Here is a 16,594-nt window from a genome sequence, read left to right on the forward strand (position 1 = left end):
TAATCGCCTGTGCCACGCAAAACGCCCAGAAGGTACGAGAGGGGTGTTCAGGTCATACGCGGCGGATCTGGCCTCCTTGATCGACTCGGGTTCGTGGAACTCGGGGCGTCTCGGTCGCATGGACGGCGCGGTTTCCCGCAACCCGAGTCGATCAAGGCCGGGCGGGGTCGGGAGACATGGTGCGGCCCGCGTCACCGCCACGGATCGGCGGGGACGCGGGCCGGTTGCGCCCGTGCGGTCGGTCAGCCCTTGGCCTGCGCCTGGAGCTGCCGGAGATTGTTCAGCTCGCTCTGCTGGGTGTTCTTCATGGTCTGGGCAACCCGTACGACCTCGGCGTTGTCGGTCTCGTCGAGCGCCGCGTCGATCATGTGGATGCCGCCCAGGTGGTGGTCGTACATCAAGGTCAGGAACTGCCTGTCGACCTCAATGCCCTCAGCGTTGCGCAGGGCGGTCATCTGCTGCGGCGTGGCCATGCCCGGCATCAGACCGTCCTTGACGGTGGCCCCGTCGGACATCCACGACATCGGCGGATTCGACGCGGTAGGGCTGAGGCCCCACTCGCGCAGCCAGGTCTGCATCGCGCCGATCTCGCCCTGCTGCCCGGTGGCGATGTCGACGGCGATCTGCCGCACCTCGGGGAGGGTCGCCGACCGGTACGCGATCAGGCTCATCTCCACCGCCTGCGCGTGGTGGGTCGTCATGTCCCGGGCGAAGCCCGCCTCGACCGAGGCGTCACCGGGTCGGGTGAGCCGCGGCGTCAGCAGACCACCCGCGTAACCGAGGAGAAGCCCCACCACCAGCATGATGGCGAGCGCCAGCACGCCGTAGCGCGACGCCGGGGCCCGGCCGCCCTCGGCCGGGTCGGCCGGGGTCTCGTCGTACTCGCTGTCGGTGGTCGCCGGAGCGGTCATTGCCGTCCTTACTGCTGGGGCTGCTGCTGGAGCTCACGCGGCGTGGTGCCGGTGGCGGTGATGCCGGTGTTGCAGAGCGCCGTCGGGCCCTCGACGGACGCGTTGACCCGCAGGTCCTTGATGAACTCGTCGATCCGCGAGTCGTCGGCGTTGTCGAGCTTGAGCTGGTAGCCCCACGCCTGCAGCGAGATCGGCTTGTCCAGGCCCTCGTACGGGCTCATCAGCATCTTCTCGACGCCGCGCACCTTGCCGGCGAGCTTGTCGACCTGGTCCTTGGGGAGGTCGGGGCGGTAGGTGATCCACACCGCGCCGTGCTCCAGGCTGTGCACCGCGTGCTCGCTGGCGATCGGGGCGTCGTACACGTCGCCCATGCAGTTCTGCCAGGCGGCGTTGTGCACCCCACCCACCGGCGGCGAGTAGTTCCAGGTCAGCGGGCCCGACTTGTGGGACTCGTACTTCAGGCTGTCCGGGTCGGACTTGCGGATGTTGGCGATGCCGTCGATGGCGTTGGCCCGCTTGTCCCACGGCTTGGCGCCCTGGAACGACGCCCAGGCGCCGTAGCCGATGATGCCGGCCGCGAGCACGCCGACCGCGACGAAGAGCGCGATCGGCCCCCATGCGCGGCCCTGGCTCACCTTGACCGGTGTGACCGGCTTGCGCGGGCCCTTTCCACCGGCCCGGGGGGAGCCTGCCGGCCTGCCCGTCGGCTTGCCGGAACCGGCCTTGGCGCCGGACGCCGGCCGGCCCGCGGCCGGCTTCTTGCCGGTGCTGACCACGGTCGGGCGGCGCTCAGGGCCACCTGGGGTGCTGATGCTCATCGTGCCTCGTCAAGTCGGTCGGTCAGGGGAGTGGCGGGCCGGATGACGCGCAGGGGAGCCGCCGAGTGCCCGAGTCTACCCCCGATAACATGGCAGGGTGACTCCTGCAGAACTAGCCTCGGTCGTCCTTGCCGCCGCCCACGCCGTCTTCGAGCAGCGTGGGCTCGACCGCGCCGCGCTGCCGGCGAGCACGGTGGTGGAGCGACCGCGCAACCCCGAGCACGGCGACTACGCCTCGACGCTCGCGCTGCAGTTGAGCAAGAAGGTCGGCGTTCCTCCCCGGGAGTTGGCGACGGCCCTGGCGGACGAGCTGGGCCGGGCAGAAGGCGTCAAATCGGTGGAAATCGCCGGGCCGGGTTTCCTGAACATCCGGCTCGACGCGGCGGCCGCCGGTCAGCTCGCGCGGGTGATCGTCGAGACCGGCGCGGAGTACGGCCGCAGTGACCGGCTCGCCGGCGAAAAGATCAACCTGGAGTTCGTCTCGGCCAACCCGACCGGACCGGTGCACATCGGCGGGGTCCGCTGGGCGGCCGTGGGTGACGCGCTGAGCCGGCTGCTGCGGGCCACCGGCGCCGACGTCGGCACGGAGTACTACTTCAACGATGCCGGTTCGCAGATCGACAGGTTCGCCCGGTCGCTGCTCGCCGCCGCCAAGGGCGAGCCGGCGCCGGAGGACGGCTACGGCGGGGCGTACATCGCCGAGATCGCCGCCGAGGTGCAGGCCCGCCGGCCGGAGGTGTCCTCGCTCGATGACGACGCGGCCCAGGAGGTCTTCCGGGTCGAGGGCGTCGCGCTGATGTTCGACGAGATCCGCTCCTCGCTGCGCGACTTCGGGGTGGAGTTCGACACCTACTTCAACGAGAAGGACCTGCACGACAGGGGCGAGCTCGACCTGGCGCTGAACCGGCTGCGTGAGCAGGGGCACCTCTACGAGTCCGAGGGCGCCACCTGGCTGCGCACCACCGACTTCGGCGACGACAAGGACCGGGTGCTGCGCAAGTCCAACGGCGAGTGGACGTACTTCGCCGCGGACTGCGCCTACTACCTGGACAAGCGCGAGCGCGGCTTCGAGCGGGTCGTGATCATGCTGGGTGCCGACCACCACGGCTACATCGGCCGGATGAAGGCGATGTCCGCCTGCTTCGGCGACGACCCGGAACGCAACCTGGAGATCCTCATCGGGCAGCTGGTCAACCTGCTGCGCGACGGCGCCCCGATGCGGATGAGCAAGCGGGCCGGCACCGTGATCACCCTGGAGGACCTGGTCGACGCGATCGGCGTGGACGCCTCCCGGTACGCGTTGGCCCGCTACTCCAGCGACTCCCCGATCGACATCGACATCGAGCTGTGGACCCGGGCGACCCGCGACAACCCGGTCTACTACGTGCAGTACGTGGCCGCCCGGACGGCGGGTGTGGCCCGTAACGCCGCCGAGGTGGGGCTGGTCCCGGGTGACGCCGACGCGTTCCGCCCCGAGCTGCTCGACCACGAGAAGGAGAACGAGCTGCTCAAGGCGCTCGCCCAGTTCCCCGCGGTGGTGGCGACGGCCGCCGAGCTGCGCGAGCCGCACCGGGTCGCCCGCTACCTGGAGGAGAGCGTCGCCGCCTCCTACCACCGGTTCTACGACAACTGCCGGGTGCTGCCGCTGGGCGACGAGGAGATCACCGACCTGCACCGCGCACGGCTCTGGCTCAACAACGCCACCCGCACGGTGATCGCCAACGGCCTGCACCTGCTCGGCGTCTCCGCACCCGAGAGGATGTGACATGAGGGCTCATGAGGCTGGTGCGCTGCACGCGGACATCAGCAACCAGGGGCCGGCCTGGCTGCGTACCCCGGCAGACGTCAACGCCCTCGTGCCGGCGCTGTGGCCGCGCAGCGTGACGCGCGGCGCGGACGGCGCGGTCGCCGTCGCGGGCCTCAGCGTCCGCGACATCGCGGCCGAGTTCGGCACCCCGGTGTACGTCCTCGACGAGGCCGACCTGCGCTCGCGTTGCCGCGACTTCCGGGCGGCCTTCCCGACCGAGGACATCTTCTACGCGGGCAAGGCGTTCCTCTGCCGGGCGGTGGTCCGGATGATCGCCGAGGAGGGGCTGTTCCTCGACGTCTGCACCGGCGGCGAGCTGGCCACCGCCCTGTCGGCCGGAATGCCGCCGGAGCGGATCGGCTTCCACGGCAACAACAAGTCGGTCGCCGAGCTGGGCCGGGCGCTGGACGCCGGGGTGGGCCGCATCATCGTCGACTCGTTCACCGAGATCGACCGGCTCACCGCGCTGGCCCGCGAGCGCGGGGTCCGGCCCCGGGTGCTGGTCCGGGTCACCGTGGGCGTCGAGGCGCACACCCACGAGTTCATCGCCACCGCCCACGAGGACCAGAAGTTCGGCTTCTCCCTCGCGGGCGGTGCCGCGGCGACCGCCGCCTTCAAGATCCTCGACGAGGGCGTGCTGGAGCTGCGCGGCCTGCACTCGCACATCGGGTCGCAGATCTTCGACGCCAGCGGCTTCGAGGTCTCGGCCCGTCGGGTGCTCGCCCTTCAGGCGCAGATCCGCGACGCGCGCGGGGTGGAGCTGCCCGAGCTGGACCTGGGCGGCGGCTTCGGTATCGCGTACACCACCCAGGACGACCCGGCGACCCCGCAGGATCTGGCCAAGCGGCTTCGCAAGATCGTCGATTCGGAGTGCGCGGCGGAGAACCTGGCCGTGCCGCACCTGTCGATCGAGCCGGGCCGGGCCATCGTCGGCCCGTCCGTGTTCACCCTCTACGAGGTCGGCACGGTCAAGGACCTCGACGGCCTCCGGACGTACGTCAGCGTCGACGGCGGGATGAGCGACAACATCCGCACCGCCCTCTACGACGCGTCCTACTCGGCGACGCTGGCCTCGCGGGCCTCGACCGCGCAGCCGTTGCTCGCCCGCGTGGTGGGAAAGCACTGTGAGTCCGGGGACATCGTGGTGAAGGATGAATTCCTGCCCGCCGACGTGCAGCCCGGAGATCTTGTCGCAGTGCCCGGCACCGGTGCGTACTGCCGAAGCATGGCCAGCAACTACAACCATGTGCCCCGGCCACCGGTGGTCGCGGTGCGCGACGGCCAGGCGCGCCTGATCGTCCGGCGGGAAACCGAAGAGGACCTGCTCGCATTGGATGTTGGATGACGTCACCTGTGCGCTTGGCGCTGCTCGGCTGTGGCACTGTCGGCCAGGAGGTGGTCCGGCTGCTGCACGAGCAGTCGGCCGACCTCACCGCGCGGATCGGCGCCCCGCTGGAGATCGCCGGCATCGCCGTCCGTCGGCTCGGCCGCGACCGGGGTGACCTGCCGGTCGACGAGGACCTGTTCACCACCGACGCGCTCGGCCTGATCAAGCGCGACGACGTGGACGTGGTCATCGAGGTGGTCGGTGGCATCGAACCGGCCCGGAGTTGGCTGGTCGAGGCGTTGCGCGCCGGCAAGAGCGTGGTCACCGCCAACAAGGCGCTGCTGGCCGAGGACGGCGTGGCCCTGCACGAGGCGGCGGCCGAGGGCGGCGGCGACCTCTACTACGAGGCGTCCGTGGCCGGGGCCATCCCGCTGCTGCGCCCGCTACGCGAGTCGCTGCACGGCGATCGGATCAACCGGGTCACCGGCATCGTCAACGGCACCACCAACTTCATCCTCTCCGCGATGGACGCGACCGGCGCCGGCTTCGCCGAGGCCCTTGAAGAGGCCACCGCCCTGGGATATGCGGAAGCCGATCCGACCGCCGACGTGGAGGGCTTCGACGCGGCGGCGAAGGCGGCGATCCTCGCCTCGCTGGCGTTCCACACCCGGGTCGGCGCCGCCGACGTGCACCGCGAGGGCATCACCGAGGTGACCGCCGCGGACATGGCCAGCGCCCAGGCGATGGGTTGCACGATCAAACTGCTCTGCATCGCGGCCCGGGGTGTCGACTCCACCGGCCAGGAGACGGTCAGCGTCCGGGTGCACCCGGCGATGATCCCGCGCAGCCACCCGCTGGCCAGTGTCGGGGACGCGTTCAACGCGGTCTTCGTGGAGGCCGACGCGGCCGGGCAGTTGATGTTCTACGGTCGGGGCGCCGGTGGCGCGCCCACCGCCAGCGCGGTGCTCGGTGATGTGGTCGCGGTGTCCCGCAACCGGCTCGCCGGGGTGCGCGCGGCCAGCGAGAGCGCGTACGCGGACCTTGCGGTCCGGCCGATGGGTGAGGCGTTGACCCGCTACCACGTGAGCCTCGACGTGGCCGACCGCCCGGGTGTGCTGGCGTCGGTGGCGAGCGTGTTCGCCCGGCACGACGTGTCGATCGCGACGGTGCGGCAGGGCTCGGCGGGCGGGCCGGCGGGTCGCGACGGCGACGCCGAGCTGGTCATCGTCACCCACGTGGCACCGGACGCCGCGCTCGCCGCGACCGTCGGCGAGCTGCGCGGTCTGGACATCGTCCGGTCGGTCACCAGTGTGCTGCGGGTCGAGGGCGGCGCCTGAGTCGTTGCATCATCGACGGGGCGGCGCGCGCGTCCCGCCAGGTGGGTAGGCAGGGGTGTGCCATTGACCACTCCAGCAGGCTGGTCCAAGGTGGCCCTGACAATCGGGTGGGCACGGCGGTAGAGGCGAGGAGAGCGACATGTGGCGGGGTCTGATCGAGGCGTACCGGGATCGGCTGCCGGTCACCGCGGCCACGCCGGTCGTCACGCTGCACGAGGGCAACACCCCGCTGTTGCCGGCGCCGGTGCTGTCCGCCCGGCTCGGTTGCGACGTGCACCTCAAGGTGGAGGGCGCCAACCCGACCGGCTCCTTCAAGGACCGGGGGATGACCCTCGCGGTGTCCAAGGCGGTCGAAGCCGGCAACAAGGCCATCATCTGCGCCTCCACCGGTAACACCAGCGCCTCCGCCGCGGCGTACGCGGCCCGGGCCGGGTTGACCTGCGCCGTGCTGGTGCCGCAGGGCAAGATCGCGTTGGGCAAGTTGGCCCAGGCGCTGGTGCACGGCGCGAAGCTGCTCCAGGTGAACGGCAACTTCGACGACTGCCTCGCGACGGCCGCCAAGCTCGCCCAGGACTACCCGGTCGCGTTGGTCAACTCGGTCAACATCGACCGGCTGCACGGCCAGAAGACCGCAGCCTTCGAGATCGTCGAGGCGCTCGGCGACGCGCCCGACATCCACTGCCTGCCGGTCGGCAACGCCGGCAACATCTCCGCGTACTGGATGGGATACGCGGAGGATCGGGCCGCCGGTGCCACCACCCGCACCCCGAAGATGTACGGCTTCCAGGCCGCCGGCGCGGCCCCGATCGTGACCGGCCAGGTGGTGCCGGAGCCGTCCACCATCGCCACCGCGATCCGGATCGGCAACCCGGCGAGCTGGACCAAGGCACTGGATGCCCGAGACGCCTCCGGTGGCCTGATCGCGTCGGTGACCGACCGGGAGATCCTCTCCGCGTACCGTCTGCTCGCCCGTGAGGTGGGGGTCTTCGTCGAGCTGGGCAGCGCGGCCAGCGTGGCCGGCCTGTTGCAGCAGGCCGCGGCGGGCGCGGTGCCGCCCGGCTCCACAGTGGTCTGCACGGTGACCGGCCACGGGCTGAAGGACCCGGAATGGGCGATTTCCACCGCGCCGGCACCGGTGACCATCGCGAACGACCCGCTGGCCGCGGCGCGCGCCCTCGACCTGGCCTGAGCGCGCCGCCGTCCGGGCGGTGTTCGACGGCGGGCAGCTGAACGGCGCGACGGCCCGGGGGCGGCGGGGGCCGAGGTATGCGAGTCCGGCACACTTTCGGGTATCCCCGCCCGCATTCTCGTTCAGGAGTGAGCCAGGCCGATGTCGCTGCTCGCCAGATTCAGCCTCGCCAACCGAGGGCTGATTGCCCTCATCGCGGTGGTGACCACGGTGTTCGGAGTGTTCGCCGTGCCGTCGCTGAAGCAGCAACTGCTGCCGTCGCTCGAGTTCCCGGCCGCGTTCATCGTGGCTCCCTTCCCCGGCGCCGGCCCCGAGATCGTCGAGTCGCAGGTGACCGAGCCGATCGAGAACGCCCTCCAGGGCATCCCGGGGCTGGACCAGGTCACCTCCACCTCCCGCGAGGGGGCGGCCACCGTCCAGGTGACGTACGAGTTCGGCACCGACCTCGACGACGTCGTCAACAAGATGCAGACCGCGTTGAGCCGGATCGACTCCCAACTGCCGGAGGGCGTCGACCCGCAGGTCATCGCGGGTAGCACCGACGACCTGCCGGCGGTGGTGCTGGCCGCGGCCGGCGCCGCGGACGAGCGGGCGCTGGCCGAGAAGCTGCGCGCGACTGTGGTGCCGGAGCTGGAGGGCATCGAGGGGGTACGCACCGTCGAGGTGACCGGCACCCGCGACGACGTCGTGGTGGTCACCCCGGACCCGGCGAAGTTGGCCGCAGCGAAGATCCAGCCGACGGCAATCGGCGCGGCGCTGAAGACCAACGGCGTGGCGGTTCCGGCCGGCGCGGTGACCGACGGAGCGTTGGCCCTCCCGGTGCAGGTCGGCACGCCGATCGCCACCCTGGAGGACCTGCGCGGCATCGTGGTCGTCCCAGCCGCGGCACCCGTTCGCCTCGGTGACGTGGCGACGGTCGAGCAGCAGCTCGCCCCGGCCACGGCGATCACCCGGACCAACGGCAAGGACAGCCTCGGCATCGCGGTCACCGCGGCACCGGACGGCAACGCCGTGGAGATCTCGCACGAGATCCGGGACCGGCTCGACGACCTGAAGGACGCCTCCGGCGCGGAGCTGACAGTGGTCTTCGACCAGGCGCCGTTCGTCGAGAAGTCGATCGAGTCGCTGACCACCGAGGGCCTGCTGGGCCTGGTGATGGCGGTCATCGTCATCCTGGTGTTCCTGCTGTCGGTGCGCTCGACGGTGGTCACCGCGGTCTCCATCCCGCTCTCCGTGCTGGTGGCGCTGATCGCCCTGTGGATCGGTGACTACTCGCTCAACCTGCTCACCCTCGGCGCGTTGACCATCGCGGTCGGTCGGGTGGTCGACGACTCGATCGTGGTGTTGGAGAACATCAAACGCCACCTTGAGTACGGCGAGGAGAAACGGCACGCCATCATCACCGGCGTTCGGGAGGTCGCCGGTGCGGTGACCGCGTCGACCCTCACCACGGTGGCGGTGTTCGCGCCGATCGCGCTGGTCGGCGGGTTCGTGGGCCAGCTCTTCGCGCCGTTCGCGATCACCGTGACGGTGGCCCTGCTCGCCTCGCTGCTGGTGTCGCTGACAGTGATCCCGGTCCTCGCGTACTGGTTCCTCAAGCCGCGCGGCGGCACCGCTGACGACGAGGCGGTACGCCACGCGGCGGAGGAGAAGGAGCTGCGCAGCCCGTTGCAGCGGGCGTACCTGCCCGTGATCGGGTTCGCCACCGGCAAGCGGTCGACCCGTTGGATCACCGTCGGGCTCGGCCTGCTGGTGCTCTTCGGCACCTTCGGTCTGGCGCAGAAGTTGGAGACCAACTTCCTGGACGACTCCGGCCAGGACACCCTCAACATGAGCCAGGAGCTGCCGGCCGGCAGTGGCCTGGCGGCCACCGACGCGGCGGCCAAGCAGGTCGAGTCGGTGCTGTCGAACACCGACGGCGTCGAGACGTACCAGGTGACCGCCGGCGGTGGGGACAACCCGTGGGCGGGCGGCGGCGGCAACAACGTCGCCAGCTGGTCGCTGGCGCTCGACGGTGACACCGACGCGAAGCAGATGCGTGAGGTGCTGCGCAAGGAGTTCGACAAGCTCGGCGCCGGTGTGGGTGAGATCAGCTTCGGTGGCGGGCAGGAGGCGTCGACCAGCCAGCTGGAGGTGATCGTCCAGGCCAGCGACCCGGAGGCGCTGACCCGGGCCGCCGAGGAGGCGCGGGCCGCGATGGCCGGCCTGCCGGACGTCGAGGACGTGTCCACCAGCCTGGCCGCGCGGGTGCCGCGGGTCGACGTGGTGGTGGACCGGGTCGCCGCCGGTCGGGTCGGGCTCACCGAGGCCGCCGTGGGGCAGCTCGTGTCGCAGGCGTTCCGGGGAGCGCCGCTGGGTCAGGTCGCGCTCGACGGCCAGCAGCAGAACGTGGTGCTGCGGTTGGGCACGCAGCCGCCGATGACGGTGGAGGAGCTGCGGGCACTGCCGGTTGGTCCGGTCAAGCTGGGCGACATCGCGCAGGTCACCCAGGGTGAGGGCCCGCAGCAGGTCACCCGCATCGACGGTGAGCGCAGCGTGTCGGTGACCGGCGCGGCGACCGGCTCGAACCTGGGCGCGACCAGCAAGGAGTTGCAGAAGCGGCTGGACGGCCTCAACGTGCCGGGTGCGAGCTTCACCATCGGTGGTGTCAGCGCGGACCAGGCGGACGCCTTCGCGGACCTGGGCCTGGCGGTGCTGGCCGCGATCGCCATCGTCTTCCTGATCATGGTGGCCACGTTCCGTAGCCTCACTCAGGCGCTGATCCTGCTGATCTCCATCCCGTTCGCGTCGACCGGTGCCATCGGTCTGCTGTTGATCACCGGGACGGCGCTCGGTGTGCCGGCGCTGATCGGTGTGCTGATGCTGGTCGGCATCGTGGTGACCAACGCGATCGTGTTGCTCGACCTGATCAACCAGTACCGGGCGCAGGGCATGGGGGTCCGGGAAGCGGTGGTCGAGGGTGGTCGTCGCCGGCTGCGCCCGATCCTGATGACGGCGGTAGCGACGATCTTCGCGCTGCTGCCGATGGCGTTCGGGTTGACCGGTGAGGGCGGCTTCATCTCTCAGCCGCTGGCGGTCGTGGTGATCGGTGGTCTGCTCAGCTCGACGCTGCTCACGCTGATCCTGGTGCCGACGCTCTACACGATGGTGGAGCACACCAAGGAGTCGCTGCGGGCTCGGCGCGCACGACGGCGTTCCGGCGGGTCGGCGGTGACCACGACGACGGAGGCCGACGAGACGCCAGCGCCGAACCAGGTCGCGGTGCCGAGTGGCGCACCCGCCCCGGTCGCGACCGAGGGTGTGCAGCCGGCCGCGCGACCCGCGCCGTCGGCCGCGCTGGTGGAGGGCACGGACCAGTTCGAGGTGCTGCGGTTGCCGCGTAGCCGTACCTCCCCGCTGCCTCCGGCGGAGCCGACCGAGTAGGTCGCAGAGCAGTTCGGAACGCCCCCGGCGGATTGTCGCCGGGGGCGTTCCCGGTTCATTCGACCGAAAACACTCCGACTCGACCACCCCACACTTTGTGTAACTTCTTGCATACTCCTCGTAGACGGGTGGGGGTGTGGGTGAAGCGGGGCGGGCAGATGGCCGAGGGCGCGCGCGGGTGGGGCCGACGCGACCTGCTGCGCCGTGGCCTGCTGGTGGTGGGCGGTGTGGCCATCGGCGCGGGGACGTCCGAGGCGTGGTGGATCACCCATCGCCGGATGCCGATCGCCGGCGGCCCCGCCAGCGCCACCCTCGGTAACGGCCAACAGGATGTCGGCTCCGGCGCGGTGGACGTCGTCTGGTCCGGGCGGACCAACCAGCGCCTGGTGGCCCTCACCTTCGACGACGGGCCGGCACCACAGTGGACTCCCATGGTGCTCGACACACTGGCCCAGCACCGGGTGCCGGCCACCTTCTTCATGGTCGGCGCGCAGGTCCGTCGACACGCCGACGTCGTCCGCGACCGGCTCGCCGGGCACGAGGTGGGCAACCACAGCTGGGAACACCGGGACCTGGCCGAACTGGACGCCGCCGAGGCGTACGACGACCTGCGCCGCAGCCACGACGCGATCGCCGACCTGACCGGGGTGCCGCCGGCGCTCCTCCGCCCGCCGTATGGCCACCTGGGCGGGGCGGTGCTGCACGCGGCGGCCCGGCTGGACTATCGGCTGGTGCTCTGGTCGTTGCAGATGGTGGAGCGCCAGTTCCCCGACGATCCGGCCGGTCACGCCCAACGGATCGTGGCCGAGGTTCGACCGGGAACGATCGTGCTCGGCCACGATGTGGGGGCGCACCGGCGGCTGGTCGCACTGCGGGGTCTGACCGACATGATCAACGGGCTACGGTCGCGTGGTTACACCTTCGTCACGGTTTCGGCGCTGCTGGGAGCGGGTGTGGGTACGACACCGACCAGGTAGGGTCGCGCTCCGTGGCGTCCACCCTCTCGGTTCTGACCGGCAATCGGAGCTTCCGCAACCTCTTCGCCGCCGAGCTGGTGGTCTTCGGCGCCGACTGGTTCGTCATGGTGCCGCTGCTGGTGCTGCTGCCGCACCTGACCGGCAGCGGCGTCTGGGGCGCGCTGGTGTTGGCCGTGGACACCGGCATCGTGGCGTTGCTGCTGCCGTACACCGGCACCATCGCCGACCGCTTCGACCGCCGAAAGATCATGATCGCCGCGAACGTGGCCGCGCTGGCGGGCGTGTTGCTGCTGCTCGGCGTGCGGAACGCCGGAACCGCGTGGCTGGCGCTGGTCGCCATCGGAGTGGTGGCGGTCGCCAAGGCGTTCTACTCGCCGGCCGCCCAGGCTGCGCTGCCCAACGTGCTGGAGCCCCACGAACTCGCCGCTGGCAACGCCGTCGCCGGCTCGGCCTGGGGCACCATGACCGTGGTCGGTGCGTCGCTCGGCGGCGTGCTCAGCACCGCTGCCGGCCCGTACGTCTGCTTCTGGGTCGCGGCGGTGGGCCTGGCGGCGGCCGCGGCCCTCGCCACCCGGATCCGTCGGCCGTTGCAGGCGCCTCGGGACGCCGACCAACCGGCCCAGCGAACCTGGTCGGCGGTCCGCGAGGCGCTCGGCTACATCGGTCACCGCCCCCGGGTGCTCGCGCTTGTCACCGTCAAGTCCGCGGTGGGCCTGGGCAACGGCGTGCTGACAGTGTTTCCGCTGCTGGCCGGCGTGTACGGTGTCGGCCCGCTCGGTGCCGGCCTGCTGTTCGCCGTACGCGGCGCGGGAGCGTTGGTGGGGCCGATCCTGATGCGCCGGGTGTTGACCAACCGGGCCTGGCTGCTGCCCGGGCTCGCGCTGTCCATGTCGCTCTATGGCCTGTCCTACCTGGGCACCTCGGTGGTGCGATGGTTTCCGCTGGTGCTGCTGCTGGTCTTCGTGGCGCACTTCGCGGGTGGCAGCAACTGGGTGATGTCGAACTTCGCCCTTCAGGGTGAAGTCCCGGACCGGTTGCGGGGCCGCGTCTTCGCCACCGACATGATGCTGGCGACGCTGGCGATCTCGGTGAGTCAACTGGCGGTTGCCCTGGTGGTGGACTCGGTCGACGAACGGGTGGTGCTCGCCGGCTGCGGTCTGATCACCCTCGTGTACGCGGTCGGCTGGCGGATCGCCACCCGCCGGCTGTCGCTCACCGATCCGGCCGTCGAGCCGGTCCCGGACCCGGCCGGCTGAACTCGACGGTCCCAGGCAGCGGGCGCGGGACCGGTTCGTCGGTCCCGAGCCCTAGCATGGGCGCGTGCCGACGAACTTCACCGCCGAGCCGGTCCGGGTCCGCGTCCCGGCGACCAGCGCCAACCTGGGCCCGGGCTTCGACGCGCTGGGTCTCGCCCTCGGGCTCTACGACGACGTGGCCGCCGAGGTCGCCTCGGGCGGTGTCCGGGTGACAGTGACCGGGCAGGGCGCCGGTGAGCTGCCCGACGACGACCGGCACCTGGTGGTGCGGGCCATGCGCGCCGCGTTCGACGTGCTCGGGGCCCACCCCGCAGGGCTGAGCGTGGAGTGTGTCAACCGGATCCCGCAGGCACGTGGGCTGGGCTCCTCGTCCGCCGCGATCGTCGCCGGGGTGCTGCTGGCCCGTGCCCTGGTCGTCGATGGGGAGCAGCGCCTCGACGACGCCGGCGCGCTGCGACTGGCCGCCGAGATCGAGGGCCACCCCGACAATGTGGCGCCGTGCCTGCTCGGCGGTTTCACTGTGGCCTGGTCCGAGCCGGGCGGCGCCCGGGCGGTTTCGCTGCCGGTCGCCGCAGCGGTGCGGCCCACTGTTTTCGTTCCGGCGGAACGCGGTTTGACCGCGACCGCGCGGGAGGCTCTGCCGGCAACCGTGCCGCATGGTGACGCCGCGTTGACCGCCGGGCGCGCGGCGCTGCTGGTGCACGCGCTCACCACGGACCCGACCCTGCTGCTGCCGGCGACCGTCGACCGACTCCATCAGGATTACCGCGCAGCGGGCATGCCAGGCACATCTGCCCTGGTCAGCGCGCTGCGTGCGGCCGATGTGGCAGCTGTGGTCAGTGGGGCGGGGCCGACTGTTCTGGCGCTCAGTCAGCCTCCGGCGGGCTTCCCAGTGGGAACAGACTGGGAGATCTGGCAGTTACCGATAGACGTCAGCGGCGCGCGGGTCGCACGGGGTAGACTTGGACACGCCGAGCGGGACCCTGTTGCCGCAGGTCGGAAGAGTTGATTACGCTCTAGACCTAGCACAGCCGCGAAGCACGCGATCTCCTGCGGGGCGGCGCACCCCCGAAGCTCTCGGCGGTCAGCCCGTCTACCCCTGCCAAAGGCCCACGCCGCACCGCAGTTTCCACAGGTCGCCGCAGACGGCGAGACCTGCTCACCGACGTTGGTGAGTCGGGATACCGACCGGCTGCTGTGTAACAGACTCCCGCGACGCGTCCTTGCGAGGCGGGTGCACCGAGGCCGCCCGGCCACCTGAGCTCCGACTCCGGGCAGTCCCGGCCTATCGAGGGAAGGAATCCATTGAGCGACACCACCGACGTGACGTCGGATGTTTCCAACGTCGCTGGCGATGCCACCGCAGCCGCTCCCGCCCGTCGGCGGCGTAGCGGCACCGGTCTGTCGGCGATGCTGCTGCCAGAGCTGCAGAGCCTGGCTGCGTCGCTCGGCATCTCCGGCACGGCTCGCATGCGCAAGGGCGAGCTGATCGCCGCGATTTCCGAGCGGCAGGGCGGCAACGCCGCCGGGACCCCTCGACCACGGGCCGAGGTCGCGGCCGCGGCCGCCCCGACCCGTGAGGGAGTGCGCGCCGAGGTGCGGGAGACCGCCGACCGGCCGGCAGCCGAAGGACGCGGTGCCGAGCAGGCGCCGGCCGAGCCGGCCGCCGAGACCGAGGGCCGTAGCCGCACCCGGCGGAGCCGGACCGCAACGGCGGAGGCCCGTACCACCGAGGCTCGCCCCGCTGAGGCGCGGACGACCGAGCCGCGGGCAACCGAGGCACGGGCAACCGAGGCACGGACGACCGAGCCGCGTAGCGACGAGGCGGAAGCCGGCGAGCGGGCCGAGCGTGGCGAGAACCGCCGCGACCGGGCCGAGCGTCCGGAGCGCGCCGAGCGTGCCGACCGGGGCGAGCGTGCCGACCGGGGCGAGCGTGCCGACCGGAATGAGCGTTCCGACCGGGGCGAGCGGGCCGAGCGTGGCGAGCGGACCGAGCGGGCCGACCGCGGTGAGCGTGCCGACCGGGGTGAGCGGACCGAGCGTGGCGAGCGCAACGACCGGGGCGACCGTGCCGAGCGTGGCGATCGGGCCGAGCGGGGCGAGCGCAACGACCGGGGCGAGCGTTCCGACCGGGGCGAGCGGGCCGAGCGCAACGACCGACCCGACCGCGGTGACCGCAACGACCGCAACGACCGTGGTCAGCGTGTCGAGCGGGACAGCGACGACGACGACGAGGGTGGCGGCCGGCGCGGCCGGCGCAGCCGTTTCCGGGACCGTCGCCGTGGGCGCGGCGAGCGTACCGAGACCGGTACCGACACCGGCGGGCGTGAGCCGCAGGTCAACGAGGATGACGTACTCGTCCCGGTGGCCGGCATCATCGACGTGCTCGACAACTACGCCTTCGTGCGGACGACCGGTTACCTGGCCGGCCCGAACGACGTGTACGTCTCGATGTCCCAGATCAAGAAGTACGGCCTGCGCCGCGGTGACGCGATCACCGGTGCGGTGCGGGCGGCCCGAGAGGGCGGCAACAGCGGTGACCAGCGGCGCGACAAGTACAACCCGCTGATGCGGCTGGACACGATCAACGGGATGGAGCCCGAGGAGGCCCGGCGTCGTCCGGAGTTCTACAAGCTCACCCCGCTCTACCCGCAGGAGCGCCTGCGGCTGGAGACCGAGCCGCACATCCTCACCACCCGGGTCATCGACCTGGTCATGCCGATCGGCAAGGGCCAGCGGGCACTCATCCAGTCTCCGCCCAAGGCGGGTAAGACGATGGTGCTGCAGGCGATCGCGAACGCGATCACCCGCAACAACCCGGAGTGCCACCTGATGGTGGTGCTGGTGGACGAGCGGCCTGAAGAGGTCACCGACATGCAGCGGTCGATCAAGGGCGAGGTCATCGCGGCCACGTTCGACCGTCCGCCGCAGGACCACACCACGGTGGCGGAGCTGGCCATCGAGCGGGCCAAGCGCCTCGTCGAGCTTGGGCACGACGTCGTCGTGCTGCTCGACTCGGTGACCCGGCTCGGTCGGTCGTACAACCTGGCGGCGCCGGCCAGCGGCCGGATCATGTCGGGTGGTATCGACTCCACGGCGCTGTACCCGCCGAAGCGCTTCCTCGGCGCGGCCCGCAACATCGAGAACGGCGGGTCGCTGACCATCATCGCCACGGCGCTGGTGGAGACCGGGTCCATGGCGGACACGGTCATCTTCGAGGAGTTCAAGGGCACCGGCAACGCCGAGTTGAAGCTGGACCGGAAGATCGCCGACAAGCGGACCTTCCCGGCCATCGACATCAACCCGTCCGGTACGCGTAAGGAAGAGGTCCTGCTCGCACCGGAAGAGCTGGCCATCATCCACAAGCTCCGGAAGGTGCTGCACTCGCTGGACTCGCAGGCCGCGATGGATCTTCTGCTGGACCGGCTCAAGCAGTCCCGCACGAACATCGAGTTCCTGATGCAGATCGCGAAGTCGACGCCGGGGGAGTAACCATCCCCGGGTGACGACGAAGGGGCACGGCCATCGCGGCCGTGCCCCTTCGTCATG

The 16,594-nt window shown here is 71.2% G+C and carries 11 protein-coding genes; 9 read left to right on the forward strand and 2 right to left on the reverse strand.

The window, feature by feature from the left end:
- Nucleotides 1-242 precede the first annotated feature (242 nt).
- Both AB0B68_RS25765 and AB0B68_RS25770 read right to left on the reverse strand, forming a co-directional pair.
- Nucleotides 243-911: a DUF305 domain-containing protein gene (locus AB0B68_RS25765; protein WP_357263227.1), complete on the reverse strand. Its 669-nt coding sequence runs from the start codon at nt 909-911 to the stop codon at nt 243-245.
- An 8-nt stretch (nt 912-919) separates the two neighbouring features.
- Nucleotides 920-1,729, reverse strand: a complete 810-nt coding sequence (locus AB0B68_RS25770; RefSeq protein ID WP_357195663.1) for a DUF3105 domain-containing protein — start codon at nt 1,727-1,729, stop codon at nt 920-922.
- A gap of 97 nt (nt 1,730-1,826) precedes the next feature.
- Here AB0B68_RS25770 and argS point away from each other — a divergent pair, with 97 nt between their 5' ends.
- The 9 genes from argS to rho all read left to right on the forward strand — a co-directional run bounded on the left by argS (nt 1,827) and on the right by rho (nt 16,537).
- Nucleotides 1,827-3,494 (forward strand): arginine--tRNA ligase, encoded by a 1,668-nt coding sequence (gene argS / locus AB0B68_RS25775; protein WP_357195666.1) that lies wholly within the window; start codon nt 1,827-1,829, stop codon nt 3,492-3,494.
- A 1-nt stretch (nt 3,495) separates the two neighbouring features.
- Nucleotides 3,496-4,881, forward strand: coding sequence for a diaminopimelate decarboxylase (lysA, locus tag AB0B68_RS25780; protein ID WP_357263230.1), 1,386 nt, complete (start codon nt 3,496-3,498; stop codon nt 4,879-4,881).
- Between the two features lie 8 nt (nt 4,882-4,889).
- A complete protein-coding gene (locus tag AB0B68_RS25785) occupies nt 4,890-6,200 on the forward strand; it encodes a homoserine dehydrogenase (protein WP_357195705.1) in 1,311 nt (436 codons plus the stop codon).
- Between the two features lie 139 nt (nt 6,201-6,339).
- Complete coding sequence (gene thrC / locus AB0B68_RS25790) at nt 6,340-7,389, forward strand: threonine synthase (RefSeq protein WP_355008081.1); 1,050 nt, start codon at nt 6,340-6,342, stop codon at nt 7,387-7,389.
- A gap of 141 nt (nt 7,390-7,530) precedes the next feature.
- Nucleotides 7,531-10,812, forward strand: a complete 3,282-nt coding sequence (locus AB0B68_RS25795) for an efflux RND transporter permease subunit (protein ID WP_357195673.1) — start codon at nt 7,531-7,533, stop codon at nt 10,810-10,812.
- A gap of 134 nt (nt 10,813-10,946) precedes the next feature.
- Nucleotides 10,947-11,789 carry a polysaccharide deacetylase family protein gene (locus AB0B68_RS25800; RefSeq protein ID WP_357195676.1) on the forward strand — a complete coding sequence of 281 codons (843 nt, stop codon included), beginning with the start codon at nt 10,947-10,949 and terminating at the stop codon, nt 11,787-11,789.
- An 11-nt stretch (nt 11,790-11,800) separates the two neighbouring features.
- Nucleotides 11,801-13,045, forward strand: a complete 1,245-nt coding sequence (locus tag AB0B68_RS25805) for an MFS transporter (protein ID WP_357195679.1) — start codon at nt 11,801-11,803, stop codon at nt 13,043-13,045.
- A 64-nt stretch (nt 13,046-13,109) separates the two neighbouring features.
- A complete protein-coding gene (gene thrB / locus AB0B68_RS25810; protein ID WP_357195682.1) occupies nt 13,110-14,054 on the forward strand; it encodes a homoserine kinase in 945 nt (314 codons plus the stop codon).
- A gap of 296 nt (nt 14,055-14,350) precedes the next feature.
- On the forward strand, nt 14,351-16,537 hold the full coding sequence (gene rho / locus AB0B68_RS25815; RefSeq protein ID WP_357195685.1) for a transcription termination factor Rho: 2,187 nt from the start codon (nt 14,351-14,353) through the stop codon (nt 16,535-16,537).
- The last annotated feature ends 57 nt before the right edge of the window (nt 16,538-16,594 follow it).

Origin of the sequence: Micromonospora sp. NPDC049049, from assembly GCF_040649115.1 — a bacterium.
GTDB lineage: Bacteria > Actinomycetota > Actinomycetes > Mycobacteriales > Micromonosporaceae > Micromonospora.